Genomic DNA, 26,911 nt, shown 5'->3' on the forward strand with positions numbered 1-26,911 from the left:
CTTTAACAATATAAACCTATCAATCTGTGTGGGCACTCGTTGATGATAATCGAAGATGATTCTAGAGAATCAACTTAGGTATCAATGAACTGAGTGACCAATCGATACTTCGGTATCGGCACAGTCAATTCATTACCATTCTGTTGGAATGGTAATAGCTTTGAATTACTAAGGTAATTTGAAGTCAGTATTCATTGAGCCGAACAAAATCTTAAATTGAAGAGTTTGATCATGGCTCAGATTGAACGCTGGCGGCAGGCCTAACACATGCAAGTCGAGCGGCAGCGACTTAACTGAACCTTCGGGGAACGTTAAGGGCGGCGAGCGGCGGACGGGTGAGTAATGCCTGGGAAATTGCCCTGATGTGGGGGATAACCATTGGAAACGATGGCTAATACCGCATAATGCCTTCGGGCCAAAGAGGGGGACCTTCGGGCCTCTCGCGTCAGGATATGCCCAGGTGGGATTAGCTAGTTGGTGAGGTAAGGGCTCACCAAGGCGACGATCCCTAGCTGGTCTGAGAGGATGATCAGCCACACTGGAACTGAGACACGGTCCAGACTCCTACGGGAGGCAGCAGTGGGGAATATTGCACAATGGGCGCAAGCCTGATGCAGCCATGCCGCGTGTATGAAGAAGGCCTTCGGGTTGTAAAGTACTTTCAGCAGTGAGGAAGGCGGATGTGTTAATAGCGCATTCGTTTGACGTTAGCTGCAGAAGAAGCACCGGCTAACTCCGTGCCAGCAGCCGCGGTAATACGGAGGGTGCGAGCGTTAATCGGAATTACTGGGCGTAAAGCGCATGCAGGTGGTTTGTTAAGTCAGATGTGAAAGCCCGGGGCTCAACCTCGGAATTGCATTTGAAACTGGCAGGCTAGAGTACTGTAGAGGGGGGTAGAATTTCAGGTGTAGCGGTGAAATGCGTAGAGATCTGAAGGAATACCGGTGGCGAAGGCGGCCCCCTGGACAGATACTGACACTCAGATGCGAAAGCGTGGGGAGCAAACAGGATTAGATACCCTGGTAGTCCACGCCGTCAACGATGTCTACTTGGAGGTTGTGGCCTTGAGCCGTGGCTTTCGGAGCTAACGCGTTAAGTAGACCGCCTGGGGAGTACGGTCGCAAGATTAAAACTCAAATGAATTGACGGGGGCCCGCACAAGCGGTGGAGCATGTGGTTTAATTCGATGCAACGCGAAGAACCTTACCTACTCTTGACATCCTCAGAAGAGACTGGAGACAGTCTTGTGCCTTCGGGAACTGAGAGACAGGTGCTGCATGGCTGTCGTCAGCTCGTGTTGTGAAATGTTGGGTTAAGTCCCGCAACGAGCGCAACCCTTATCCTTGTTTGCCAGCGAGTAAAGTCGGGAACTCCAGGGAGACTGCCGGTGATAAACCGGAGGAAGGTGGGGACGACGTCAAGTCATCATGGCCCTTACGAGTAGGGCTACACACGTGCTACAATGGCGCATACAGAGGGCGGCCAACTCGCGAGAGTGAGCGAATCCCAAAAAGTGCGTCGTAGTCCGGATTGGAGTCTGCAACTCGACTCCATGAAGTCGGAATCGCTAGTAATCGTGGATCAGAATGCCACGGTGAATACGTTCCCGGGCCTTGTACACACCGCCCGTCACACCATGGGAGTGGGCTGCAAAAGAAGCAGGTAGTTTAACCTTCGGGAGGACGCTTGCCACTTTGTGGTTCATGACTGGGGTGAAGTCGTAACAAGGTAGCGCTAGGGGAACCTGGCGCTGGATCACCTCCTTATACGAATGATTATTGCGATGAGTGTCCACACAGATTGATATGGTTTTATAGAAAAGAGATATAACGAAGAGATTTTTGTTTAAATCAAGGCGTGCAACTGACGAGTGAAGGCACATACATAAGTATGTAACTGAACGAGGACAGGCAGTACAACGAAGAGTTAAGCAAAAACATCAAGTTAGATTGTGTCCCGTTCGTCTAGAGGCCTAGGACACCGCCCTTTCACGGCGGTAACAGGGGTTCGACTCCCCTACGGGATACCACTTTCGCTTTATACTGCGTTAAATTGGTCGTCGTGTATGATTACACACGTCCTCTCAATTTGCCTTGTCTAAAACGAAAGTCATCATCAAAGCGTTTTTATTAAGAACTCTTGAATGATGTTTATTCAACATCTGCTCTTTAACAATTTGGAAAGCTGACAAAATAATCTTTTGTTTATTCGTAAACGAAACATTATTTGTAAAGTTCTCAATGTATTCCGAAATGGAATACACCAACAACACATTCAAGTGTGCTTGGTAGAAACTTGTTTAACAAGTTTCAAAATTGAGTCCGGCAAAATCGAAAAGTCTCTCGCTCATTCAAATAATGAGAGACAACGAAACCTTGGTGACTTGGTTCATCAACTCGAAACTCCTTCGGGTTGTATGGTTAAGTGACTAAGCGTACACGGTGGATGCCTTGGCAGTCAGAGGCGATGAAGGACGTACTAACTTGCGATAAGCGTAGATGAGGCAGTAAGAGCCACTTGAGTCTACGATTTCCGAATGGGGAAACCCACCTGCATAAGCAGGTATCATTAACTGAATACATAGGTTAATGAAGCGAACCGGGGGAACTGAAACATCTAAGTACCCCGAGGAAAAGAAATCAATTGAGATTCCGAAAGTAGCGGCGAGCGAAATTGGATTAGCCCTTAAGCTTTACATGCGTCAGGTGAAGGTTCTGGAAAGGACCGCGAAACAGGGTGATAGCCCCGTAGCCGACAGCGTATGTTCAGTGAAATCGAGTAGGGCGGGACACGTGTTATCCTGTCTGAACATGGGGGGACCATCCTCCAAGGCTAAATACTCCTGACTGACCGATAGTGAACCAGTACCGTGAGGGAAAGGCGAAAAGAACCCCTGTGAGGGGAGTGAAATAGAACCTGAAACCGTGTACGTACAAGCAGTAGGAGCACCTTCGTGGTGTGACTGCGTACCTTTTGTATAATGGGTCAGCGACTTATATTCAGTGGCAAGGTTAACCAATTAGGGGAGCCGTAGGGAAACCGAGTCTTAACTGGGCGCACAGTCTCTGGATATAGACCCGAAACCGAGTGATCTAGCCATGGGCAGGTTGAAGATTGAGTAACATCAATTGGAGGACCGAACCGACTAATGTTGAAAAATTAGCGGATGACTTGTGGCTAGGGGTGAAAGGCCAATCAAACTCGGAGATAGCTGGTTCTCCCCGAAAGCTATTTAGGTAGCGCCTCGGACGAATACTACTGGGGGTAGAGCACTGTTAAGGCTAGGGGGTCATCCCGACTTACCAACCCTTTGCAAACTCCGAATACCAGTAAGTACTATCCGGGAGACACACGGCGGGTGCTAACGTCCGTCGTGGAGAGGGAAACAACCCAGACCGCCAGCTAAGGTCCCAAATTACAGCTAAGTGGGAAACGATGTGGGAAGGCTCAGACAGCTAGGATGTTGGCTTAGAAGCAGCCATCATTTAAAGAAAGCGTAATAGCTCACTAGTCGAGTCGGCCTGCGCGGAAGATGTAACGGGGCTAAGCTGTAAACCGAAGCTGCGGCAATGCGATTTATCGTATTGGGTAGGGGAGCGTTCTGTAAGCCGTTGAAGGTGTGCTGTAAGGCATGCTGGAGGTATCAGAAGTGCGAATGCTGACATGAGTAACGATAAAGGGGGTGAAAAACCTCCTCGCCGGAAGACCAAGGGTTCCTGTCCAACGTTAATCGGGGCAGGGTAAGTCGACCCCTAAGGCGAGGCCGAAAGGCGTAGTCGATGGGAAACGGGTTAATATTCCCGTACTTCTTACAATTGCGATGGGGGGACGGAGAAGGCTAGGTGGGCCTGGCGACGGTTGTCCAGGTTCAAGTGCGTAGGCTTGAGAGTTAGGTAAATCCGGCTCTCTGTAAGGCTGAGACACGATGTCGAGTCACTACGGTGATGAAGTCATTGATGCCATGCTTCCAGGAAAAGCCTCTAAGCTTCAGATTGTAAGGAATCGTACCCCAAACCGACACAGGTGGTCGGGTAGAGAATACCAAGGCGCTTGAGAGAACTCGGGTGAAGGAACTAGGCAAAATGGTACCGTAACTTCGGGAGAAGGTACGCTTCTGACGGTGAAGTCCCTTGCGGATGGAGCTATTGGAAGTCGCAGATACCAGGTGGCTGCAACTGTTTATTAAAAACACAGCACTGTGCAAAATCGTAAGATGACGTATACGGTGTGACGCCTGCCCGGTGCCGGAAGGTTAATTGATGGGGTTAGACTTCGGTCGACGCTCTTGATCGAAGCCCCGGTAAACGGCGGCCGTAACTATAACGGTCCTAAGGTAGCGAAATTCCTTGTCGGGTAAGTTCCGACCTGCACGAATGGCGTAATGATGGCCACGCTGTCTCCACCCGAGACTCAGTGAAATTGAAATCGCTGTGAAGATGCAGTGTACCCGCGGCTAGACGGAAAGACCCCGTGAACCTTTACTACAGCTTGGCACTGAACATTGAACCTACATGTGTAGGATAGGTGGGAGGCTTTGAAGACGTGACGCCAGTTGCGTTGGAGCCGTCCTTGAAATACCACCCTTGTATGTTTGATGTTCTAACTCTGGACCGTTATCCGGTTCGAGGACAGTGCCTGGTGGGTAGTTTGACTGGGGCGGTCTCCTCCCAAAGAGTAACGGAGGAGCACGAAGGTGGGCTAATCACGGTTGGACATCGTGAGGTTAGTGCAATGGCATAAGCCCGCTTGACTGCGAGAATGACAATTCGAGCAGGTGCGAAAGCAGGTCATAGTGATCCGGTGGTTCTGAATGGAAGGGCCATCGCTCAACGGATAAAAGGTACTCCGGGGATAACAGGCTGATACCGCCCAAGAGTTCATATCGACGGCGGTGTTTGGCACCTCGATGTCGGCTCATCACATCCTGGGGCTGAAGTCGGTCCCAAGGGTATGGCTGTTCGCCATTTAAAGTGGTACGCGAGCTGGGTTTAGAACGTCGTGAGACAGTTCGGTCCCTATCTGCCGTGGGCGTTGGAAGATTGAAGGGGGCTGCTCCTAGTACGAGAGGACCGGAGTGGACGAACCTCTGGTGTTCGGGTTGTGTCGCCAGACGCATTGCCCGGTAGCTAAGTTCGGAATCGATAACCGCTGAAAGCATCTAAGCGGGAAGCGAGCCCTGAGATGAGTCTTCCCTGACACTTTAAGTGTCCTAAAGGGTTGTTCGAGACTAGAACGTTGATAGGCAGGGTGTGTAAGCGTTGTGAGGCGTTGAGCTAACCTGTACTAATTGCCCGTGAGGCTTAACCATACAACACCCAAGGGGTTTTGATTGGACTCAATGACCAGTACATTGAATGTGTGATGAGAACATAAACAGCTTTCCAATCTTTTGTCTTCACTTTTAAAAAAGTGAAAATAAAAGGTAATTATCGCTTACAGCGGTAGTTAAACAGAATTTTGCTTGGCGACCATAGCGTTTTGGACCCACCTGATTCCATTCCGAACTCAGAAGTGAAACGAAACAGCGTCGATGGTAGTGTGGGGCCTCCCCATGTGAGAGTAGAACATCGCCAGGCTTTAATTACTTGCTTCAGATTGCTCTTTTTTAAGGAATAGCCTGAAAGCAAAAACGAGAAAAGACTTAATAGTCTGACCAATGCGGAGCGGTAGTTCAGTTGGTTAGAATACCGGCCTGTCACGCCGGGGGTCGCGGGTTCGAGTCCCGTCCGCTCCGCCACTTATTTACAGAAACCCAGTCTTATGACTGGGTTTTTTGTTTATGGTGATAGAGAAGTGTTTCGTCCTTTGGCCGAACGAGTCCCGATGGTGCGCCAGCCCGGCCGTCCGCCACTTATTCGAAACCCTAGACTAGGCGTCCCCGCAGTAATACTGGGGTTTTGTCGTTTAAGCTGAGCCAAATTCATCGCGTTGCGATGACGAGTCCCGCAGGGAGGCCTGCCCGTCGTGTGCGACCCCAGCCGTCCGCTACTTCCTTATCTATTCCTGCCAACATCGAGACCGGAATATCTTGTTATCTGCCCAGGTTATTATTTTAAGTTCTAGACCCTAGACCCTAGACCCTAGACCCTAGACCCTAGACCCTAGACCCTAGACCCTAGACCCTAGACCCTAGACCCTAGACCCTTACAAAAAAGCCCCGCTACTAGGCCAGGGCTGTTTATTATGTGATATCGCAGGTTCGGGTTAAAGAATCTGTTTCAGTACCCGGTCGGCTTTGAGGCGCATAATCTTGCGGATCAGGCGCTGGACCTGCTCTGGGTAGTTTTCCATCTTCTCTATCTGCTTATAAGTACACACCAGTTGAGTATGTTGCAGGATGTTTTCAATCTCCTGCTCAAAGCGCTCATTCAGATGATGGTGATCATCGGTGATCAGCAGGGCGTTCTCCAGATCCAGTTTCCACGCGCGTGGATTGAGGTTATTACCGGTCAGCAGCATATAACGTTTATCGATCCAGATGCCTTTGAGGTGGAAGCTGTTGTCACCGTCTTTCCACAGGTGAATCGACAGGTTACGGCTGGCGATATTGGCCTCGTTCAGCTTGGCAAAGCGGCGCAGGTTAAGTTCATACAGATAAGGCAGACCACCGATGGTTTTAAAACCTTGCTCTGGCGGAATGTAGAAGTCATTCGCGGTTTTGTCACCCACCACGATATGTACCTTCACTCCACGGCGAATCGCTTTGCGTACCTCTTTCGCGACTCCGCGCGGGAAGTTGAAGTAAGGGGTACAAATAAAGATTTCTTCTTTCGCCTGAGCGATGAGCTGGACTATGTACTGGTTCAGCCGGTTACGGCGTTTACCGATACCAACCAGTGGTGTTACACCAATCTGCTGCTCTGAGACTTTCTCCGGCTCAAACTCGTAGCTTGCCTGGGTTAGCGAAGCACGGAACTGACGAATATCGGCTTTAATCTCTTTGGTACTTGGTTTACTGTTACATGCCAAATCGTTAACGGCAGGGTGCTCCAGCATCTGTTGCTGGATAAACTTCACCATGCTGTCAGCCAGCGTTTTGTTTTCGAACGTATGGTAGCGGTCAAAACGGTAACGCTCTTTCTTATTCAGATAGACGTTATTCAGGCTGGCACCGCTGTAGATCACTTCATCATCGATGATGAAGCCCTTGAGATGCAGAACACCAAACACTTCTCTGCCCCGCACCGGAATACCGTAGACCGGGATACAGTGGTCATACTGCTGTTTAAAAGACTTGTACATCGCCGCATTACCTTCTGAGGTCGCGGCGCCTATCAGGCCGCGTTGGGCGCGATGCCAGTCTACACAAATACTGATTTGCAACCCGGGGTTGCGCTGCTTCGCTTCATACAGCTCAGTGAGAATTTCACGTCCAGCTTCGTCGTCCTCAAGGTAGAGAGCCACGATATAAATGCGTTTACTCGCCTGACGAATCGACTCAATCAAATGAGTACGAAATTCCTCGGCTGAGAACAAAATACCAAACTTATCCGGATCTTGCGCAATAGTGGGTAGCTGTTCGAATGGATTTCTACGAGCAATCATAGGGATGCTTTACCTTACGTATGTGCAAAATTGCGATCAGAGCATATTACCAAAAGTGAATGAACAATGGCTAGGAAAGAGGACAATTCTTACCTGATCTCTGGAATGAATTGCATTGGAATGAGATCTTTTCCACTCGCACTGTAACGCTGGAATAGACCGAGCAGCTCGGCTGGCAGCTGGCTGGAATCAATGGTTTCAAACGCGGCTTGCTGATAGAAACCCTCAAGATGTGAGTATGCAAAACAGTAATCCTTGTCCTGTAGTACGTTCTGCTGACAATAACTTAGCAGCTGAGAGCCTATTTTGTCACCGCGCAGGCGGCTGTCTACGACCATGCCGGTCAGCAGACGGTACTGAGCGACCTGGCGAAAGCGCACGATGGCTTTCATACCCTGTTCAGTGTAGCCACCGATCATCAGTTCATCGCTTTTTGGCTTGGTGCCCGGGTAGTGCTGTTTGTAAAAACGCTTTACCAGAGGCAACTTTATCGGGTCTATGTGTTCAAAGTTCAGAGTCGGCATTTGTATCTGTCTTAAAAGTGCATCTGTTGTAGAATGACCCAAGTTTAGTTTATCCAAAGAATCCCATGCAATTACATCTCGACGCGAATTTAAAGCCGTACCATACCTTCGCCATCGATCAGTCTTGTCGATCTCTGGCTGTGATTGAGTCGGTTCAGGACCTGATTTCTATTTATCAATCCGAGCAATGGCAACACACGCCAAAACTGATGCTGGGTAAGGGGAGTAATATTCTGTTTACTGCGCCTTATCAGGGCCTGGTGATGGTGAACCAGTTATCCGGCATCGACCACAGCCAGGATGCTGAGTTTCACTATCTGCATGTCCATGGCGGTGAAGACTGGCCGCAATTGGTGGCCTGGTGTATGGAGCAGGGGTTATACGGACTGGAGAATCTGGCTTTGATTCCGGGCTGTGCCGGTTCGGCGCCGATTCAGAATATTGGTGCTTATGGGGTCGAATTTAAAGATGTGTGTGATTACGTCGATTACTTATGTCTGGATACCCTGACGGTACAACGTCTGACCGCTGAACAGTGTCAGTTTGGTTATCGTGACTCTATTTTCAAGCACGCTTTATATAACAAGGCGATTGTGGTGGCTGTCGGGCTTAAGCTGGCCAAGAATTGGCAGCCGGTCTCTTCCTATGGGCCGCTTAAAGCACTGGCGCAGCCCTGTGGCGCTGAAGCGATATACCAGTGTGTGTGTCAGACCCGGCTCGATAAACTGCCGGACCCGCATGAAGTCGGTAATGCGGGCAGCTTTTTCAAAAATCCGGTGATAAGTCAGGCACAATATCACCAGTTGCTGGCTGAATTTCCCCACATGGTGGCGTATCCGGCCGGTGACGGCATGAAAATCGCGGCCGGTTGGCTTATCGACAGTGCTGGTCTCAAAGGCACTCGTGTTGGTGGTGCCCAGGTACACAGCAAACAGGCTTTGGTGCTGATTAATGCGGATAATGCCACGGCACGGGATGTGATTGAGCTGGCGGCATTGGTCCGTCAGAGGGTACAGGACAAATATGCTATTACCCTTGAGCATGAAGTGCGCTTTATCGGCGTGCAAGGGGAAACCAACTTAACGGAAATACTGGAGCAAGCGTAGTGAAAGAGCATAGTGTAAAGCTGGCGTTATTAAAGACCCTGTCAGATGGCACTTTTCATTCCGGTGAATCATTAGGTGAGCAGCTTGGCATGAGCCGCGCAGCCATCAGCAAACATATCCAGGGAATCCAGGAGTGGGGCGTAGATGTCTTCCGCGTGCAGGGCAAAGGCTATCAACTGGCCCAGCCGCTGATGATGCTGGAAGAAGCGGCTATCCAGTCGCAGGTCAGTAATCCGGTTGAGTTGCATCCCATCATCGGGTCAACCAATCAGCATTTGATCGATAATCTCGACAATATCGCCTCCGGTACTGTGTGTCTGGCTGAATATCAGGCCAGCGGTCGCGGACGGCGCGGACGGCAGTGGATATCGCCGTTTGGCTCTAACCTCTACTTTTCCATGTACTGGCGTCTGGAAGCCGGTATGGCTGCCGCGATGGGGCTGAGCCTGGTTGTGGGTGTGGCCGTGGTCGAAGCGCTGGAAAACATGGGCTTTGATGGTGTTAAGCTCAAGTGGCCAAATGATTTGTACTATCAGGACCGCAAACTGGCCGGGATTTTGGTTGAGATGTCCGGACAGGCCGGCGGTGCCGCCCATCTGGTGATCGGTATGGGTATGAACCTGATTATGCAGGATCGTGAATCGGCTATCGATCAGCCCTGGGTCAGTTTGGCGGAGGTGATCGGTCAGGATCGTATTGATCGCAACCAGCTGGCGATCGCCTTTATTCAGGCATTGGATAAGGCGCTGCGTGACTATGAGCTGCATGGTATGCAGGATTTCGTCGAGCGCTGGAACCGCCTGGATAACTTCATCGGCCGCAAAGTGAAGCTGATTATGGGCAATAACGAGGTAAGTGGTATCGAACGCGGCATCGATGCTCATGGCGGTGTACTGCTGGAAACCGGGCAAGGCCTGAAAAGCTACGTCGGTGGTGAGATATCACTGCGTAAAGGTGAGTAACGTGCTTTGAGCGCCAGTCTTTCTCTGGCCGAGAGCAATCAGAATGAAGTACAACAAAAAAGAGGCAGCCGCCTCTTTTTTGTTTATTCGGCTTGTTCCAGTACGGCACTATTTGCGTAGCAGAACCCGCTCGACGGTATGGTCGATGCTTTTACGCAGGATGAGCTGGGCGCGTTCCTTGGTCGGCAGGATGTTTTCCTGCAGGTTTTTACCGTTGATGCTGTGCCAAATCTCTTTCGCCTTGCTGATCGCTTCATCTTCACTTAACTGGGTGTAGTGACTGAAATAAGAGCCGGGCTTGGTAAAGGCACCCTGGCGGAACTTCATAAAGCGCTCGATGTACCATTTTTCAATCATGCTGCTGTCAGCATCAACATAGATTGAAAAGTCGAGAAAATCAGAGATAAACACCCGATGCGGATCATGCGGGTAGTCCATACCACTCTGCAGCACGTTCAACCCCTCAATCAACAGCACATCAGGGCGGTCAACCACCTTTTGTTCATCGGTGATGTCATAGGTCAGATGGGAATAGACCGGTGCTGCCACATGCGGTGTGCCGGCTTTGACATCGGAAACAAACTGCACCAGGCGGCGCATATCATAAGACTCGGGAAACCCTTTCTTATGCATGATACCGCGGTCTTTGAGCACCTGGTTCGGGTACAGGAAGCCATCAGTAGTGATCAGTTCGACCTTGGCGTGGTTGTCCCAGCGTGACAGCAGCGCTTTCAGCAGACGTGCAGTGGTGCTTTTGCCTACCGCGACACTGCCGGCAATGCCGATGACAAAAGGAGGTGCTTTCTCGGTATTGCTTAAAAACTGATTCAGTACTGAGTTGCGGCTTTGCCTGGCAGCGACATACAGGTTTAACAGCCTCGCCAGCGGGAGGTAGATCTCGACCGCTTCTTGAATTGTGAGGCTTTCGTTAATGCCTTGCAGCTCTCGCAGGTCCGCTTCCGACAACGTCATAGGTACAGAATTACGTAACTCTGCCCACTGATGACGAGCAAAAGATAAGTACGGGCTCATAAAATGCTCAATCGTATAATTAGAATAAGAGAGGGGAACATACAATATGGTGCTGATAAAGCAAATGAGAAAGATGGCATAATTAGCGATTGGCCGGAAATTTGAATGAAAAACCATCGAATAAACAAAAACGTGGCAAATTTTGATTTTTTTTAAGTTTAAGGGTTGCAAGGTGAGAAATCATTCAATAGAATGCGCCCCACTTATGCCGACTTAGCTCAGTAGGTAGAGCAACTGACTTGTAATCAGTAGGTCACCAGTTCGATTCCGGTAGTCGGCACCATTTTCTCCTCAAGCCAGGCTTGATGGCAGTGAAAATGGCAAAAAATTTGGAGGGGTTCCCGAGTGGCCAAAGGGAGCAGACTGTAAATCTGCCGGCTCCGCCTTCGATGGTTCGAATCCGTCCCCCTCCACCATATTCTTAAGGAAATAGCTCTCAGAGTTACGTGTGCGGGCATCGTATAATGGCTATTACCTCAGCCTTCCAAGCTGATGATGCGGGTTCGATTCCCGCTGCCCGCTCCACTCATTTAAGAGTGCTGATATAGCTCAGTCGGTAGAGCGCATCCTTGGTAAGGATGAGGTCGGCAGTTCGATTCTGCCTATCAGCACCAGCTCTAAGCAAAACTTTCCTTTTGATATATACTTTACTACCGGTAATTTTTGGTTGCGTGGTCATTAATTAAAGCCACCTATATCCGTACCTAGAGGGACAACTCATGTCTAAAGAAAAATTTGAACGTACGAAACCGCACGTAAACGTTGGTACTATCGGCCACGTTGACCACGGTAAAACAACTCTAACAGCAGCTATCTGTACTACACTGTCAAAAGTGTACGGTGGTTCAGCTCGTGACTTCGCGTCAATCGACAACGCTCCAGAAGAGCGTGAGCGTGGTATCACGATCTCTACTTCACACGTAGAGTACGACACTCCAACTCGTCACTACGCACACGTAGACTGCCCAGGACACGCTGACTATGTTAAAAACATGATCACCGGTGCTGCACAGATGGACGGTGGTATCCTAGTTGTTGCTGCGACAGATGGTCCAATGCCACAAACTCGTGAGCACATCCTGCTAGGCCGTCAGGTTGGTATCCCATACATCATCGTATTCATGAACAAATGTGACATGGTTGATGATGAAGAGCTGCTAGAACTAGTAGAAATGGAAGTTCGTGAACTTCTTTCTGAGTACGATTTCCCAGGTGATGACCTACCAGTTATCCAAGGTTCTGCACTAGGCGCACTAAACGGCGAAGAGCAGTGGGAAGCGAAAATCGTTGAACTGGCAGAAGCACTGGACAACTACATCCCAGAGCCAGAGCGTGCAGTAGACATGCCGTTCCTGATGCCAATCGAAGACGTATTCTCAATCCAAGGTCGTGGTACAGTAGTAACTGGCCGTATCGAGCGCGGTATCCTGAAAGTAGGTGATGAAGTTGCGATCGTTGGTATCCACGACACAACAACTACTACTTGTACAGGTGTTGAAATGTTCCGTAAACTGCTAGACGAAGGTCGTGCAGGTGAGAACGTTGGTGCACTTCTACGTGGTACTAAGCGTGATGAAGTAGAACGTGGTCAAGTACTTGCTAAACCAGGTTCAATCACTCCACACACTAAGTTCGAATCAGAAGTTTACGTACTGTCTAAAGATGAAGGTGGTCGTCACACTCCATTCTTCAAAGGCTACCGTCCACAGTTCTACTTCCGTACAACTGACGTAACTGGTAACATCGAGCTGCCAGAAGGCGTAGAAATGGTAATGCCAGGCGACAACATCAAGATGGTTGTTGAGCTGATCGCTCCAATCGCGATGGATGAAGGTCTACGTTTCGCGATTCGTGAAGGCGGCCGTACAGTAGGTGCTGGTGTTGTAGCGAAAATCTTTGCTTAATCTTTCGATTAGTGAAGAATGATTTGACTACACAGTAGTAAAGAGGGCATCATTTGATGCCCTTTTTCTGCGCTGTATCTTTTTGTGTCGATTTATTAGTCGATCACGAGCAAGGAATTCTGGGACTAAGACTAAGTGCTTGGTCTGAGCGCTCAATCAACACGTGATGTGTTTTTTGAATGGATTTGCCCTGCAACAGCGGGGCGGTTGTCGTCTATAGTAAGACTTGTGACAGGTTGGTTTATGAAAGCAAACAATGCTGAGACTCCTGATAGCTCAAGTGCTGCAGATACGTTTAAGTGGCTAGTCACTTTTGTTCTGCTGGCCGCTGCTGTTGTGGGTAATTACCTGTATGGTGAATTGTCTGTAGTGATTCGCGCTGCAGGTGTGATTGTGCTGATTGCAGCTGCGCTTGGCGTAGCAGCGACCACCGCAAAAGGTAAAGCTGCGATTATTTTTGCACGCGAGTCGCGTATGGAAGTTCGCAAGGTTGTCTGGCCAACGCGTCAGGAATCGATGCAAACCACGTTGATCGTGTTAGCTGTAAGTATAGTAATGGCTCTGGTGCTTTGGGGCATTGACGGCATTATGGTTCGTCTTGTTGCCTTTGCAACCGGAGTATAGAGGGTTTAATACATGAGTGAAGCTCCAAAAAAACGCTGGTATGTAGTTCAAGCCTTCTCAGGGTTTGAAGGTCGTGTCGCTCAGTCGCTACGCGAACATATCAAAATGCATAGCATGGAAGAGCTGTTCGGCGAAGTTCTGGTTCCAACTGAAGAAGTTGTTGAGATGCGCGCGGGTCAACGCCGCAAGAGCGAGCGTAAATTCTTCCCTGGCTATGTGCTGGTGCAAATGATCATGAATGATGAATCATGGCACCTGGTTCGTAGTGTTCCTCGTGTGATGGGCTTCATTGGTGGTACCTCTGATCGTCCAGCACCTATCACTGATAAAGAAGCGGATGCGATTCTGAACCGTCTGGAGAAAGCGAGCGAAGCGCCGCGTCCTAAGACCATGTTCGAAGCCGGTGAAGTGGTACGTGTTAACGAAGGTCCATTTGCTGACTTCAACGGTACCGTTGAAGAAGTGGATTACGAGAAGAGCCGCCTGAAAGTGTCTGTATCGATCTTTGGTCGTGCAACACCCGTTGAGCTTGAATTTGGTCAAGTTGAGAAACTTGATTAAAAAAACACCTTTACAGGCTTGTTTAAGGCGCGAAATCTGACTATAATTTCGCGCCTTTTTATTGGTCTTTAACTGTTTTAAAGGCCGGTAGAATTAAGACAGTAAACGGGGAGCTGATCGATTGGTTAGCGTTTGAACCCATAATTTAGGAAATATCATGGCTAAGAAAGTTGAAGCTTATATCAAGCTGCAAGTTGCAGCGGGTATGGCTAACCCAAGTCCACCAGTTGGTCCTGCTCTAGGTCAACGTGGTGTGAACATCATGGAATTCTGTAAAGCGTTCAACGCAAAAACAGAATCTGTTGAGAAAGGTCTACCAATCCCAGTTGTTATCACTGTATACAGCGACCGTTCTTTCACGTTCGAAACTAAGACTCCACCTGCAGCAGTTCTTCTGAAGAAAGCAGCAGGCATCAAGTCTGGTTCTGGTCGTCCAAACACTGAAAAAGTGGGTACCATTACTGACGCTCAAATCCAAGAAATCGCAGAAACTAAAGCTGCTGACATGACTGGTGCTGATGTTGAAGCAATGAAGCGTTCTATCGCGGGTACTGCTCGTTCAATGGGCCTAGTGGTAGAGGGTTAATATAATGGCAAAACTAACTAAGCGCATGCGTACTATCCGCGAAAAAGTGGATGTAACTAAAGAGTACGAAATCAACGAAGCGGTTGCTCTTCTGAAAGAACTGGCGACTGCAAAATTCGTAGAATCTGTTGACGTTGCTGTTAACCTGGGCATCGACGCTCGTAAATCTGACCAAAACGTTCGCGGTGCAACTGTACTGCCACACGGTACTGGTCGTGAAGTACGTGTTGCTGTATTTACTCAAGGTGCAAACGCTGAAGCTGCTAAAGAAGCTGGCGCTGACCTGGTAGGTATGGAAGAGCTTGCTGACCAAGTTAAGAAAGGCGAGATGAACTTCGACGTAGTTATCGCATCTCCAGATGCAATGCGCGTTGTAGGTCAACTGGGTACTATCCTTGGTCCACGCGGCCTGATGCCAAACCCTAAAGTTGGTACTGTAACTCCTAACGTTGCTGAAGCGGTTAAGAACGCAAAAGCAGGTCAGGTTCGTTACCGTAACGACAAGAACGGCATCATCCACACCACTATCGGTAAGGTGTCTTTCGAAGGCAACCAACTGCAAGAGAACCTAGAAGCTCTGCTAGTTGCGCTTAAGAAAGCAAAACCTTCTTCAGCGAAAGGCGCTTTCCTGAAGAAAGTAAGCATCTCTACTACTATGGGTGCTGGTGTTGCAGTTGATCAGGCTAGCCTGAACACTCAAGCATAATGCATTTGCTTAGGTGCGAAATTAGTGTATAATTTCGCGCCTAATATTTGTGGTTGGGGCTGAACTTTGGTTCTTTGAATTCTGCGGAATTCAGTGTGAATTAAGACCCAGTCTCCGTCCAAGACCGTAGGCGTTATCGAAAGATAACTTAATGCAACCTACGTAGATGGTGCCCGAACTGACAGAAAGCTCTAATTTTATTAGTTACCTTTCTTCTGGGAATGCACCTATTAAGCTCTCACTGTTGTGATAATAGTGAGTGGTGTAACAACAACCAGGAGTAATCCAAGATGGCTTTAAATCTTCAAGACAAAAAAGCAATTGTCGCTGAAGTCAACGAAGCGGCCAGTGGTGCACTTTCTGCAGTTGTAGCTGACTCTCGTGGTGTACAAGTTGCTGCGATGACAACTCTGCGTAAACAAGCTCGTGAAGCTGGTGTTTACCTGAAAGTTGTTCGTAACACACTTGCACGTCGTGCAGTAGAAGGCACAGCTTACGAATGTCTTCAAGACGTATTCGTAGGTCCTACTTTGATCGGTTTCTCTAACGAGCACCCAGGTGCTGCAGCGCGTCTTTTCAAAGACTTCGCTAAAGAGAACAAAGAATTCGAGATCAAAGCGGCTGCATATGAAGGCGCAGTTACTGACGTTGAAGTACTAGCGACGCTACCAACTTACGACGAAGCAATTGCACGTCTGATGATGTGCATGAAAGAAGCTTCTGCTGGCAAGCTGGTTCGCACTATCGCTGCTGTCCGCGACCAAAAAGAAGCAGAAGCGGCTTAATAGCCTTGCTTTTTACTGGTTGCTAAATAAACTTATTGTTGACTTAAAAGAGAATTGTTATGTCTATTACTAACGAGCAAATCCTAGACGCAGTTGCAGAAATGTCTGTAATGCAAGTTGTTGAACTGATCACTGCAATGGAAGAAAAATTCGGTGTTACTGCTGCTGCTGCTGTTGTAGCTGGCGGTGCTGCTGCAGGCGAAGCTGCTGCTGAGCAAACTGAATTCGACGTTGTTCTGACTGCTGCTGGCGCAAACAAAGTTGCTGTTATCAAAGCAGTACGTGGCGCAACTGGCCTAGGTCTGAAAGAAGCTAAAGCTCTAGTTGACGGTGCTCCAGCACCTCTGAAAGAAGCAGTTTCTAAAGACGAAGCTGAAGCACTGAAGAAAGAGCTTGAAGAAGCTGGTGCAACTGTTGAAGTTAAGTAATAATTACTTAATTTCTTAGCCGTAAGGCTAATGGCTGGTGGTTTATTGACCACCGGCCTTTTTGCGCTGTAGGGTATGAGCGAATTTTCCCGCTGTTTAAGCGTTTCATATCCATGCAAAAAACGCCTCATTCTTTCGTAATGAGACGTCACTACAGTAAACAGCTATTTAGTCACTGTCTTCTTTGATGCAGACAGTTTGGGTCACTTATCAGCGAGCTGAGGAACCCCATGGTTTACTCTTATACCGAGAAAAAGCGCATCCGTAAGGACTTTGGTACTCGTCCACAAGTTTTGGACATTCCATACCTGCTATCGATCCAGCTCGATTCGTTCGAAAAATTTATCGAACAGGATCCTGAAGGACAATACGGACTTGAAGCCGCTTTTCGTTCTGTATTTCCTATCCAGAGCTATAACGGCAATTCAGAGCTGCAATACGTTAGCTACCGTCTTGGTGAGCCAGTTTTTGACGTTAAAGAATGTCAAATCCGTGGTGTAACTTATTCAAAACCACTGCGCGTAAAACTGCGCCTGGTGATTTTTGATAAAGACGCGCCAGCAGGTACTGTCAAAGATATTAAAGAACAAGAAGTCTACATGGGTGAAATTCCACTCATGACAGAGAATGGTACCTTCGTAATCAATGGTACCGAGAGGGTTATCGTATCCCAGCTGCACCGAAGCCCAGGCGTGTTCTTCGACAGCGATAAGGGTAAGACCCACTCTTCTGGTAAAGTTCTATACAACGCGCGTGTTATTCCTTACCGCGGTTCATGGTTGGATTTCGAGTTCGATCCGAAGGACAACCTGTACGTTCGTATTGACCGTCGTCGTAAACTACCAGCCTCGATCATTCTGCGTGCGCTGGGTAAGACGTCAGAAGAAATCCTAGACCTATTCTTTGAGAAAATTAACTTCGAAGTTCAGGATCAGACTCTGAAAATGGAGCTGGTTCCAGAGCGTCTGCGCGGTGAAACTGCGTCGTTCGACATCGAAGCTGATGGCAAAGTGTATGTGGAAAAAGGCCGCCGCGTAACGGCTCGCCATATCCGTCAACTTGAAAAAGATGGCGTGACCTTTATCGAAGTACCGGTTGAGTACATCGTAGGTAAAGTGTCTTCGAAAGAGTACATCAACGAAGCCACAGGCGAAGTTATCGTGAGTGCGAACCAGGAAATCAGCCTGGAGTCGCTGGCGAACCTGTCACAAGCCGGTTACAAAAAGCTAGAAGTTCTGTTTACGAACGATCTAGACCACGGTCCGTTCATGTCTGAAACGCTGCGTATCGACAGCACGACTGACCGTATTTCGGCGCTGGTAGAAATCTACCGCATGATGCGCCCTGGCGAGCCGCCAACGAAAGAAGCGGCTGAAGCCCTGTTTGAAAGCCTATTCTTCTCTGAAGAACGCTACGACCTGTCTACTGTAGGCCGTATGAAGTTCAACAGCTCTATCGAGCGTGCAGACGCCGGTGAGCAAGGCACTCTTGATGAAACAGACATCATCGAAGTGATGAAGAAACTGATCTCGATCCGTAACGGTAAAGGCGAAGTGGACGATATCGACCACCTTGGCAACCGTCGTATCCGTTCAGTAGGCGAAATGGCAGAGAACCAATTCCGTGTTGGTCTTGTACGTGTAGAACGCGCAGTGAAAGAACGTCTGAGCCTGGGCGATCTGGACAACGTGATGCCACAAGATCTGATCAACGCGAAACCTATTTCTGCTGCTGTTAAAGAATTCTTTGGTTCTTCACAGCTGTCTCAGTTTATGGATCAGAACAACCCGCTGTCAGAAGTTACGCACAAACGTCGTATTTCTGCTCTGGGTCCTGGTGGTCTGACTCGTGAGCGTGCTGGTTTTGAAGTTCGAGACGTACACGTGACCCACTACGGTCGTCTGTGTCCTATCGAAACGCCTGAAGGTCCAAACATCGGTCTGATCAACTCGCTGTCTGCGTTCGCACGCTGCAACGAGTACGGTTTCCTGGAAACCCCATACCGTCGTGTGGTTGACGGCATCGTAACGGATGAAGTGGATTACCTGTCTGCTATCGAAGAAGGTCAATTCGTTATCGCTCAGGCGAACGCGAAACTGACTGACGAATCTAGCTTTGCTGATGAGCTGATCACTGCTCGTCAGAAAGGTGAATCTGGTCTTCACCCACGTGAACACATCAACTACATGGACGTTGCGACCAACCAGGTTGTATCGATCGCGGCATCGCTGATTCCATTCCTGGAACACGATGATGCGAACCGTGCATTGATGGGTGCGAACATGCAACGTCAGGCAGTACCGACTCTGAAAGCTGAAAAGCCTCTGGTTGGTACCGGTATTGAACGTAACGTAGCGGTAGACTCAGGTGTAACTGCAGTCGCTAAACGTGGCGGTATGATCCAGTCTGTAGATGCTTCTCGTATCGTGGTTAAAGTGAACGAAGAAGAGTTGATCCCTGGCGAAGCGGGTATCGACATCTACAACCTGACTAAGTACACCCGTTCGAACCAGAACACGTGTATCAACCAGCGTCCATGTGTGATGCCGGGTGAGCCTGTGGCTCGCGGTGACGTACTGGCAGACGGTCCTTCGACTGACCTTGGCGAACTGGCACTAGGCCAGAACATGCGTATCGCATTCATGCCTTGGAACGGTTACAACTTTGAGGACTCGATCCTGGTATCTGAGCGTGTTGTTCAAGACGACCGCTTTACCACAATCCACATTCAAGAGCTGTCTTGTGTGGCGCGTGATACCAAGCTGGGTGCGGAAGAGATCACTGCGGATATTCCAAACGTAGGTGAAGCAGCGCTGTCTAAGCTGGATGAGTCAGGTATCGTTTACATCGGTGCTGAAGTGAAGGGTGGCGACATCCTGGTTGGTAAAGTAACACCAAAAGGTGAAACTCAGCTGACCCCTGAAGAGAAACTGCTGCGTGCAATCTTCGGTGAAAAAGCGTCTGACGTTAAAGATACTTCTCTGCGTGTACCTAACTCGGTTGCAGGTACGGTTATCGACGTACAAGTCTTCACTCGCGATGGCGTAGAGAAAGACAAGCGTGCGCTTGAAATCGAACAGATGCAGCTGAAAGAAGCGAAGAAAGACCTGACCGAAGAATTCCAGATCCTGGAAGGCGGTCTGCTGGCTCGTGTTCGTTCACTGCTGCTGGCCGGTGGTTACAGCGAAGCGAAGCTGGATTCTATCGAGCGCAAACAGTGGCTGGAACAGACACTGGAAAACGACGAACTGCAAACTCAGCTGGAACAGCTGGCTGAACAGTACGACGAGCTGAAAGCTGACTTCGACAAGAAATTCGAAACCAAGCGTCGCAAGATCACCCAAGGTGATGACCTTGCACCTGGCGTTCTGAAGATCGTTAAAGTGTACCTGGCAGTGAAACGTCGCATCCAACCGGGTGATAAGATGGCGGGTCGTCACGGTAACAAAGGTGTAATCTCTAAGATTAACCCTGTTGAAGACATGCCATACGATGAAAAAGGTCAGCCTGTTGACATCGTACTGAACCCGCTGGGTGTACCATCGCGTATGAACATCGGTCAGATCCTGGAAGTTCACTTAGGTCTGGCTGCGAAAGGTATCGGTGACAAGATCAACCAGATGCTGAAGGAACAACAAGAGCTGGCTAAACAGCGTGAGTTCCTGCAGAAGGTTTATGATCTGGGTAATACCCGTCAGGTTGTCGATATTGCTGCGCTGTCTGATGACGAAGTGCGTACGCTGGTGAACAACCTGCGTAGTGGTCTGCCAATTGCGACTCCAGTCTTCGACGGTGCGAACGAAGCATCGATCAAAGAACTGCTGAAACTGGGTGATCTGCCAGAATCTGGCCAGCTGACTCTGTTTGATGGTCGTACTGGTGATGCGTTTGAGCGTCCTGTAACGGTTGGTTACATGTACATGCTGAAACTGAACCACCTGGTTGATGACAAGATGCACGCTCGTTCAACCGGTTCTTACAGCCTGGTTACTCAGCAACCGCTGGGTGGTAAAGCTCAGTTCGGTGGTCAGCGTTTCGGTGAGATGGAAGTATGGGCACTGGAAGCATACGGTGCGGCTTACACCCTGCAAGAAATGCTAACCGTTAAGTCGGATGACGTTAACGGCCGTACGAAGATGTATAAGAACATCGTCGACGGAAACCACTCGATGGAACCTGGTATGCCTGAATCGTTCAACGTACTGTTGAAAGAGATTCGCTCGCTGGGTATCAACATCGAGCTAGAAGACGAAGAGTAAACCTTAAGGTTCCCCGCATGGGGAACCTAACCGGTTTTCTGGTAGGAAGGTGCTCGCAGTTCACGCGGCGAGCTCCTTTTAACTCCTTACAGGAGCTGATTGTGAAAGACTTATTAAACTTTCTGAAAGCACAGCATAAGACCGAAGAATTTGATGCAATCAAAATCGGTCTGTCTTCACCGGACATGATTCGTTCATGGTCTTTTGGTGAAGTAAAGAAACCTGAGACCATCAACTATCGTACGTTCAAACCTGAGCGCGATGGTCTGTTCTGTGCGCGTATCTTTGGTCCGGTAAAAGACTACGAATGTCTTTGTGGTAAATATAAGCGCCTGAAACACCGCGGAGTTATCTGTGAGAAGTGTGGCGTTGAAGTTACTCAGACTAAAGTTCGTCGTGACCGTATGGGCCACATTGAACTGGCGTCACCAGTAGCTCACATCTGGTTCCTGAAATCACTGCCGTCTCGCATCGGTTTGCTGATGGACATGCCACTACGTGATATCGAGCGCGTACTGTACTTTGAAATGTACGTAGTGACAGAACCAGGTATGACTGACCTGGAACGTGGTCAGATGCTGACAGAAGAAGAGTACCTGGATCGCCTGGAAGAGTGGGGCGACGAGTTCTCTGCGAAAATGGGTGCGGAAGCGATCAAAGATCTGCTGACCTCTATGGATCTGCAAGCGGAAGCTGAGCAGATGCGCGAAGAGCTGGATACCACTAACTCTGAAACTAAACGCAAGAAAGTTACCAAGCGTCTGAAGCTGGTTGAAGCGTTCGTCTCATCAGGTAACAAACCTGAGTGGATGATCCTGACTGTGCTTCCGGTACTTCCGCCGGATCTGCGTCCGCTGGTACCGCTGGATGGTGGTCGCTTTGCGACTTCAGATCTGAACGATCTATACCGTCGTGTGATCAACCGTAACAACCGTTTGAAGCGTCTGCTAGAGCTTGCTGCTCCGGACATCATCGTACGTAACGAAAAACGTATGCTGCAAGAGTCTGTTGATGCGCTGCTGGATAACGGTCGTCGCGGTCGTGCGATCACAGGTTCGAACAAACGTCCTCTGAAATCTCTTGCTGATATGATCAAGGGTAAACAGGGTCGTTTCCGTCAGAACCTGCTGGGTAAACGTGTAGACTACTCAGGCCGTTCTGTAATCACAGTAGGTCCTTACCTGCGTCTGCACCAGTGTGGTCTTCCTAAGAAGATGGCACTCGAGCTGTTTAAACCATTCATCTACAGCAAGCTGGAAACTCGTGGCCTGGCGACGACTATCAAAGCAGCTAAGAAGATGGTAGAGCGTGAAGAAGCAGTAGTATGGGATATCCTGGATGAAGTTATCCGTGAACACCCGGTACTGCTGAACCGTGCACCAACACTGCACCGTCTGGGTATCCAGGCGTTCGAACCAGTGCTGATTGAAGGTAAAGCGATTCAGCTGCACCCACTGGTGTGTGCGGCCTATAACGCGGACTTCGATGGTGACCAGATGGCGGTACACGTACCTCTGACTCTGGAAGCTCAGCTGGAAGCTCGTACTCTGATGATGTCGACCAACAACATTCTGTCGCCAGCATCAGGTGATCCGATCATCGTACCTTCTCAGGACGTTGTATTGGGTCTGTACTACATGACCCGTGAAAAAGTGAACGCACTGGGTGAAGGCATGTACCTGGCTGGCCCGAAAGAGGCTGAGAAGGCATACCGCACTAAGACTGCTGCACTGCACGCACGCGTAAAAGTACGTATTACTGAAACAGTGGTTGACGAAGACGGTAACAGCACGACAGAAACCAAGATGGTGGATACCACGGTTGGTCGTGCAATGTTGTGGCAAATCGTACCGAAAGGTCTGCCATTCAGCATCGTTAACCAAAAGCTGGGCAAGAAGCAGATTTCTAGCCTGCTGAACGAGGCGTACCGTAAACTGGGTCTGAAAGACACGGTAATCTTCGCTGACCAAATCATGTACACCGGTTTCGCATACGCGGCACTGTCAGGTGTTTCTGTAGGTATCGACGATATGGTTGTACCACCTGCGAAATACACTGAGATTGCAGAAGCAGAAGAAGAAGTACGTGAGATTCAGGAACAGTTCCAGTCTGGTCTGGTAACAGCCGGCGAACGCTACAACAAAGTGATCGATATCTGGGCATCGACCAACGATCGCGTTGCGAAAGCGATGATGGAAAACCTGTCTTCTGAACTGGTTCTGAACCGTGATGGCGAAGAAGAGAAACAAGAGTCGTTCAACAGCATCTACATGATGGCCGACTCAGGTGCTCGTGGTTCTGCAGCGCAGATTCGTCAGTTGGCTGGTATGCGTGGTCTGATGGCTCGTCCGGATGGCTCGATCATCGAAACGCCAATCACTGCGAACTTTAAAGAAGGTCTGAACGTACTTCAGTACTTTATCTCAACGCACGGTGCTCGTAAGGGTCTGGCGGATACGGCACTGAAAACAGCGAACTCGGGTTACCTGACTCGTCGTCTGGTAGACGTTGCACAAGACGTTGTGGTTACTGAACACGACTGTGGCACCGTTGAAGGCGTTGAAATGATGCCTCACATCGAAGGTGGTGACGTTAAAGTTGCCCTGACTGAGCTGGCTCTGGGTCGTGTGGTTGCAGAAGACATTCTGAAACCAGGTACTGAAGAAGTACTGATCCCGCGTAACACGCTGATCGACGAAAAATGGTGTCAAATCATGGAAGAGAATTCCGTGGACAACATTAAAGTACGTTCAGTAGTAACTTGTGATTCAGACTTCGGTTGTTGTTCACTATGTTACGGTCGTGACCTGGCGCGTGGTCACCTGGTTAACCAAGGCGAAGCGGTTGGTGTTATCGCGGCTCAGTCAATCGGTGAACCTGGTACACAGCTGACGATGCGTACGTTCCACATCGGTGGTGCGGCATCGACAGCAGCAGCTGAGAACAGCATCCAGGCGAAGAACAAAGGTTCGGTTAAACTGCATAACGCGAAATTCGTTATCAACAAAGACAGCAAGCTGGTGATCACTTCTCGTGCATCTGAGCTGACTATCATTGACGAATTTGGCCGTACCAAAGAGAAACACAAACTGCCATATGGCTCGCTGCTGAGTAAAGCAGACGGCGATGCGGTAGATACCGGCGAAACCGTTGCTAACTGGGAAGCGCACACACTGCCAATCATTACTGAAGTGGCAGGTCGTATCCAGTTCGTTGACATGATCGATGGTGTAACTGTTTCTCGTCAGACTGATGATCTGACGGGTCTGTCTTCAAGTGAAGTTACCGATCCAGCCGCTCGTCCGTCAGCAGGTAAAGATATGCGTCCGGCTATCAAACTGGTTGATACTAACGGCAATGACGTTATGATCCCAGGTACCGATATGCCAGCGCAGTACTTCCTGCCGGGTAAAGCGATCGTTAACATTGACGATGGTGCAGAAGTAAGCGTGGGTGACACGCTGGCTCGTATCCCGCAGAAATCTGGTGGTAACCGAGACATCACCGGTGGTCTGCCTCGCGTAGCTGACCTGTTTGAAGCCCGTAAGCCGAAAGAGCCTGCGATCCTGGCTGAACATACAGGTACGGTATCGTACGGTAAAGAGACCAAAGGTAAGCGTCGTCTGATCATCACTCGCGACAGCGGTGAGACTTACGAAGAGATGATTCCTAAGCATCGTCAGCTGAACGTGTTCGAAGGTGAGCGTGTTGAACGTGGTGACGTTATCGCGGATGGTCCAGAGTCTCCACATGACATTCTGCGCCTACGTGGTATCCACGCAGTAACGACTTACATTGCCAACGAAGTTCAGGAAGTATACCGTCTGCAAGGCGTTAAGATTAACGATAAGCACATTGAGACTATCGTTCGTCAGATGCTGCGTAAGTGTACTATTACTCACGCAGGTGACTCTGAGTTCCTGCCTGGTGAGCAAGTAGAATACGCACAAGTTAAGATTGCTAACCGTAATCTTGAAGCAGAAGGTAAAGAACCTGCACGTATCGAACGCGAACTGCTGGGTATTACCAAAGCGTCTCTGGCAACAGAATCGTTCATCTCAGCCGCATCGTTCCAGGAAACGACGCGCGTACTGACTGAAGCTGCGGTTTCTGGTAAGCGTGATGATCTGCGCGGCCTGAAAGAGAACGTGATCGTGGGTCGTCTGATCCCTGCGGGTACTGGTTTTGCGTATCACCAAGAGCGTCAGTCTCAACGTGATGCACAAAAAGAAGGTCCTTCAGCGGAACAAGCGACTGACAATCTGGCAGCGCTGCTGAACGCAGGCTTCTCTGCTGACGAGTAATCGTATCTCAGTATGAAAAAAGGCACCTTCGGGTGCCTTTTTTATTGCTTGCGATTGCGAAATCAATGTCAGCTATCCGCTTCTGCTGACCGCTGCTACGCTGGTGGCATGATACGCTGGCTAGTTATGCACCGGGCGGGATCGACAGACTGTCGGCAATCAATTGGATCAATTGGTCTTCGGTTTCAAAGCGTGATTCTAAAAGTTCTCCCACTTCAGACAAATCATCATCCAGGGTTTCCATATCATCATCTTCACTGACGTCAGCGTAGCGGTCATTGAAGTTGAGCAGTGGATCGGTGGTTTCGACGATTTCAGCATAAGTCTGATTGATTTCGTCGGTGGCGTGAAAGCCAGTGGCCTGCCACTTGTTCATCACCATATCGTAGATTTTGAAATGGCCTTCAGAAATGTAATCGACGAGCTCTTCGCAGAAAAACTTCAGTTCGTCGGGAGAGGGGAGTTCAGTGACAGCAGCTTTTGTTGCACAGGGTTGCAGCGCTGCCAGTTTGCAGTATTCAACGATCAGTTGCTGCCTCTTATTGAGCCAGTGATCGATGACGTCACTTGAGCCGCCCCACTGTTCTTGCGTTGTTTTGAATTTTTTTAGCATGACCATGTCCTCATGATCGGATCATTAATAATGATCTATCCTTTGCCTATTTGTTATTGCGGTACAGTACAACTTATCGTCCCTAAGAGATTGAATAGATTTGAAATCAAATCCGTACAAACTCTGGTATGAAGTTAGATTGCCAGTAAAATGTACAGACTGCAAGCAAACAGGAGTGAGCATGTTAAAAAACAGTGACGCGAAAAACGCTTATTGGTGCGTTGTTTCAGGAAGTGAGATCTGGACTGTAGATGGGACCCTGCCTTTCGGAACCGCAGATCAGTGGGATCTGCCGACGGAGTCGGCGATCGAGATCGATCGCTATCAGGGTTTACCGGTTTATTGGCTCAATGCCGCGGATCTGGACCGGGATCTTGAGTTGGTATCACTGCGTGACATGCTGCAACTGCCGGAGGCAATTTTCCTGCTCGCCAGCAAAGCGATTCAGTATGGCCATATGAGCCAGAGCATGCGCTTTTGCCCACAGTGCGGCGGGCGTAATTATCTCAATCATCGTGATATGGCAATGCAGTGTCATGACTGTCGTACGTTGCACTATCCGCGTATTTTCCCGTGTATTATTGTTGCGGTGCGGCGTCAGCAGCACATCCTGCTGGCTCAGCATGCCCGTCACCGCTCAGGCATGTACACAGTGATTGCCGGCTTTCTCGAAGTGGGTGAGACACTGGAGCAGTGCGTGGCGCGGGAAATCAAAGAAGAAACCGGAATTGATGTGCACAATATCCGTTATTTCGGCAGCCAGCCATGGGCTTTCCCATCCAGTATGATGATGGGGTTTGTGGCCGACTATAAAGCCGGAGAGGTCAAACCGGACTACACCGAGCTGTGTGATGCTAAATGGTTTACTCCCCAGACAATGCCGCCGGTCGCGCCGAAGGGCACGATCGCCCGTGAGCTGATTGAGCACACCCTGAGTGAAATCAAGCGTGATTACCCGGATGCTTAAAGCGG

Annotated in this window: 16 protein-coding genes, 6 tRNA genes and 3 rRNA genes; 21 read left to right on the plus strand and 4 right to left on the minus strand. The window is 49.3% G+C overall.

All coding sequences use genetic code 11. The features are described 5' to 3' along the window. The first annotated feature begins 213 nt into the window (after positions 1-213). From J0X00_RS13060 to J0X00_RS13080, 5 genes are all read left to right on the plus strand, one after another. Positions 214-1,766, plus strand: a 16S ribosomal RNA gene (locus tag J0X00_RS13060). A gap of 187 nt (positions 1,767-1,953) precedes the next feature. After that, positions 1,954-2,029, plus strand: a tRNA-Glu gene (locus J0X00_RS13065). 389 nt (positions 2,030-2,418) lie between these two features. Then, a 23S ribosomal RNA gene (locus tag J0X00_RS13070) occupies positions 2,419-5,308 on the plus strand. Positions 5,309-5,460: 152 nt separating this feature from the next. After that, a 5S ribosomal RNA gene (gene rrf / locus J0X00_RS13075) occupies positions 5,461-5,576 on the plus strand. Together the 16S, 23S and 5S rRNA genes with 2 tRNA genes alongside form the textbook arrangement of a ribosomal RNA operon. An 84-nt stretch (positions 5,577-5,660) precedes the next feature. After that, positions 5,661-5,737 (plus strand) — tRNA-Asp (locus J0X00_RS13080). Positions 5,738-6,204: 467 nt separating this feature from the next. Here the strand turns inward: J0X00_RS13080 and pssA are convergent. Further along, positions 6,205-7,545, minus strand: coding sequence for a CDP-diacylglycerol--serine O-phosphatidyltransferase (gene pssA / locus J0X00_RS13085; protein WP_136487958.1), 1,341 nt, complete (start codon positions 7,543-7,545; stop codon positions 6,205-6,207). Between the two features lie 89 nt (positions 7,546-7,634). Further along, positions 7,635-8,069, minus strand: a complete 435-nt coding sequence (locus tag J0X00_RS13090; protein ID WP_282478231.1) for a GNAT family N-acetyltransferase — start codon at positions 8,067-8,069, stop codon at positions 7,635-7,637. Between the two features lie 65 nt (positions 8,070-8,134). Here J0X00_RS13090 and murB point away from each other — a divergent pair, with 65 nt between their 5' ends. Both murB and birA read left to right on the plus strand, forming a co-directional pair. Then, positions 8,135-9,175 (plus strand): UDP-N-acetylmuramate dehydrogenase, encoded by a 1,041-nt coding sequence (murB, locus tag J0X00_RS13095; protein WP_136487960.1) that lies wholly within the window; start codon positions 8,135-8,137, stop codon positions 9,173-9,175. Further along, entirely contained in the window at positions 9,175-10,137 is a 963-nt protein-coding gene (birA, locus tag J0X00_RS13100; RefSeq protein WP_136487961.1) for a bifunctional biotin--[acetyl-CoA-carboxylase] ligase/biotin operon repressor BirA, read from the plus strand. The genes murB and birA overlap by 1 nt, the downstream gene beginning before the upstream one ends. A 108-nt stretch (positions 10,138-10,245) precedes the next feature. Here the strand turns inward: birA and coaA are convergent, their stop codons facing one another. After that, the gene (gene coaA, locus J0X00_RS13105) at positions 10,246-11,169 is read right to left on the minus strand and encodes a type I pantothenate kinase (protein ID WP_282478232.1); all 924 of its coding nucleotides are present in this window, start codon (positions 11,167-11,169) and stop codon (positions 10,246-10,248) included. A 207-nt stretch (positions 11,170-11,376) separates the two neighbouring features. On the opposite strand from coaA, the gene J0X00_RS13110 reads away from it, so the two are divergent. The 13 genes from J0X00_RS13110 to rpoC all read left to right on the plus strand — a co-directional run bounded on the left by J0X00_RS13110 (position 11,377) and on the right by rpoC (position 25,326). Further along, positions 11,377-11,452, plus strand: a tRNA-Thr gene (locus J0X00_RS13110). A 48-nt stretch (positions 11,453-11,500) separates the two neighbouring features. Then, positions 11,501-11,585: transfer RNA gene (locus J0X00_RS13115), tRNA-Tyr, on the plus strand. 34 nt (positions 11,586-11,619) lie between these two features. Next, positions 11,620-11,694, plus strand: a tRNA-Gly gene (locus J0X00_RS13120). A 13-nt stretch (positions 11,695-11,707) separates the two neighbouring features. Further along, positions 11,708-11,783: transfer RNA gene (locus J0X00_RS13125), tRNA-Thr, on the plus strand. A gap of 105 nt (positions 11,784-11,888) precedes the next feature. Continuing rightward, positions 11,889-13,073, plus strand: coding sequence for an elongation factor Tu (tuf, locus tag J0X00_RS13130; RefSeq protein WP_282478233.1), 1,185 nt, complete (start codon positions 11,889-11,891; stop codon positions 13,071-13,073). A 243-nt stretch (positions 13,074-13,316) separates the two neighbouring features. Beyond that, positions 13,317-13,697 (plus strand): preprotein translocase subunit SecE, encoded by a 381-nt coding sequence (gene secE, locus J0X00_RS13135; RefSeq protein WP_136487899.1) that lies wholly within the window; start codon positions 13,317-13,319, stop codon positions 13,695-13,697. A gap of 12 nt (positions 13,698-13,709) precedes the next feature. Further along, positions 13,710-14,258, plus strand: coding sequence for a transcription termination/antitermination protein NusG (gene nusG, locus J0X00_RS13140; RefSeq protein WP_004728254.1), 549 nt, complete (start codon positions 13,710-13,712; stop codon positions 14,256-14,258). A 157-nt stretch (positions 14,259-14,415) separates the two neighbouring features. Continuing rightward, positions 14,416-14,844, plus strand: coding sequence for a 50S ribosomal protein L11 (rplK, locus tag J0X00_RS13145; protein WP_136487898.1), 429 nt, complete (start codon positions 14,416-14,418; stop codon positions 14,842-14,844). Between the two features lie 4 nt (positions 14,845-14,848). Continuing rightward, positions 14,849-15,550, plus strand: coding sequence for a 50S ribosomal protein L1 (rplA, locus tag J0X00_RS13150; RefSeq protein WP_136487897.1), 702 nt, complete (start codon positions 14,849-14,851; stop codon positions 15,548-15,550). Between the two features lie 290 nt (positions 15,551-15,840). Continuing rightward, entirely contained in the window at positions 15,841-16,335 is a 495-nt protein-coding gene (gene rplJ / locus J0X00_RS13155; RefSeq protein WP_136487896.1) for a 50S ribosomal protein L10, read from the plus strand. 59 nt (positions 16,336-16,394) lie between these two features. Beyond that, positions 16,395-16,763, plus strand: a complete 369-nt coding sequence (rplL, locus tag J0X00_RS13160) for a 50S ribosomal protein L7/L12 (protein WP_136487895.1) — start codon at positions 16,395-16,397, stop codon at positions 16,761-16,763. Between the two features lie 230 nt (positions 16,764-16,993). After that, entirely contained in the window at positions 16,994-21,022 is a 4,029-nt protein-coding gene (rpoB, locus tag J0X00_RS13165) for a DNA-directed RNA polymerase subunit beta (RefSeq protein WP_136487894.1), read from the plus strand. 101 nt (positions 21,023-21,123) lie between these two features. Beyond that, positions 21,124-25,326 (plus strand): DNA-directed RNA polymerase subunit beta', encoded by a 4,203-nt coding sequence (gene rpoC, locus J0X00_RS13170; RefSeq protein ID WP_218562442.1) that lies wholly within the window; start codon positions 21,124-21,126, stop codon positions 25,324-25,326. A gap of 124 nt (positions 25,327-25,450) precedes the next feature. Here the strand turns inward: rpoC and rsd are convergent, their stop codons facing one another. Next, a complete protein-coding gene (gene rsd, locus J0X00_RS13175) occupies positions 25,451-25,945 on the minus strand; it encodes a sigma D regulator (protein ID WP_136487892.1) in 495 nt (164 codons plus the stop codon). A 175-nt stretch (positions 25,946-26,120) separates the two neighbouring features. Between rsd and nudC the strand changes: the two genes are divergently transcribed. Further along, a complete protein-coding gene (gene nudC, locus J0X00_RS13180; RefSeq protein WP_282478234.1) occupies positions 26,121-26,906 on the plus strand; it encodes an NAD(+) diphosphatase in 786 nt (261 codons plus the stop codon). Positions 26,907-26,911 lie beyond the last annotated feature (5 nt).

Source organism: Vibrio sp. ABG19, assembly GCF_029962385.1.
In the GTDB taxonomy this organism is placed as follows: Bacteria; Pseudomonadota; Gammaproteobacteria; order Enterobacterales; family Vibrionaceae; genus Vibrio; species Vibrio ostreae.

Excerpts from the sequence above, each read along its gene's own strand:
- coaA (WP_282478232.1), bottom strand. The coding sequence starts at position 11,169 with ATGAGCCCGTACTTATCTTTTGCTCGTCATCAGTGGGCAGAGTTACGT.
- J0X00_RS13090 (WP_282478231.1), bottom strand. The coding sequence starts at position 8,069 with ATGCCGACTCTGAACTTTGAACACATAGACCCGATAAAGTTGCCTCTG.
- tuf (WP_282478233.1), top strand. The coding sequence starts at position 11,889 with ATGTCTAAAGAAAAATTTGAACGTACGAAACCGCACGTAAACGTTGGT.
- nusG (WP_004728254.1), top strand. The coding sequence starts at position 13,710 with ATGAGTGAAGCTCCAAAAAAACGCTGGTATGTAGTTCAAGCCTTCTCA.
- rplL (WP_136487895.1), top strand. The coding sequence starts at position 16,395 with ATGTCTATTACTAACGAGCAAATCCTAGACGCAGTTGCAGAAATGTCT.
- rplK (WP_136487898.1), top strand. The coding sequence starts at position 14,416 with ATGGCTAAGAAAGTTGAAGCTTATATCAAGCTGCAAGTTGCAGCGGGT.
- nudC (WP_282478234.1), top strand. The coding sequence starts at position 26,121 with ATGTTAAAAAACAGTGACGCGAAAAACGCTTATTGGTGCGTTGTTTCA.
- rplJ (WP_136487896.1), top strand. The coding sequence starts at position 15,841 with ATGGCTTTAAATCTTCAAGACAAAAAAGCAATTGTCGCTGAAGTCAAC.
- rplA (WP_136487897.1), top strand. The coding sequence starts at position 14,849 with ATGGCAAAACTAACTAAGCGCATGCGTACTATCCGCGAAAAAGTGGAT.
- rpoB (WP_136487894.1), top strand. The coding sequence starts at position 16,994 with ATGGTTTACTCTTATACCGAGAAAAAGCGCATCCGTAAGGACTTTGGT.
- murB (WP_136487960.1), top strand. The coding sequence starts at position 8,135 with ATGCAATTACATCTCGACGCGAATTTAAAGCCGTACCATACCTTCGCC.
- rsd (WP_136487892.1), bottom strand. The coding sequence starts at position 25,945 with ATGGTCATGCTAAAAAAATTCAAAACAACGCAAGAACAGTGGGGCGGC.
- pssA (WP_136487958.1), bottom strand. The coding sequence starts at position 7,545 with ATGATTGCTCGTAGAAATCCATTCGAACAGCTACCCACTATTGCGCAA.
- secE (WP_136487899.1), top strand. The coding sequence starts at position 13,317 with ATGAAAGCAAACAATGCTGAGACTCCTGATAGCTCAAGTGCTGCAGAT.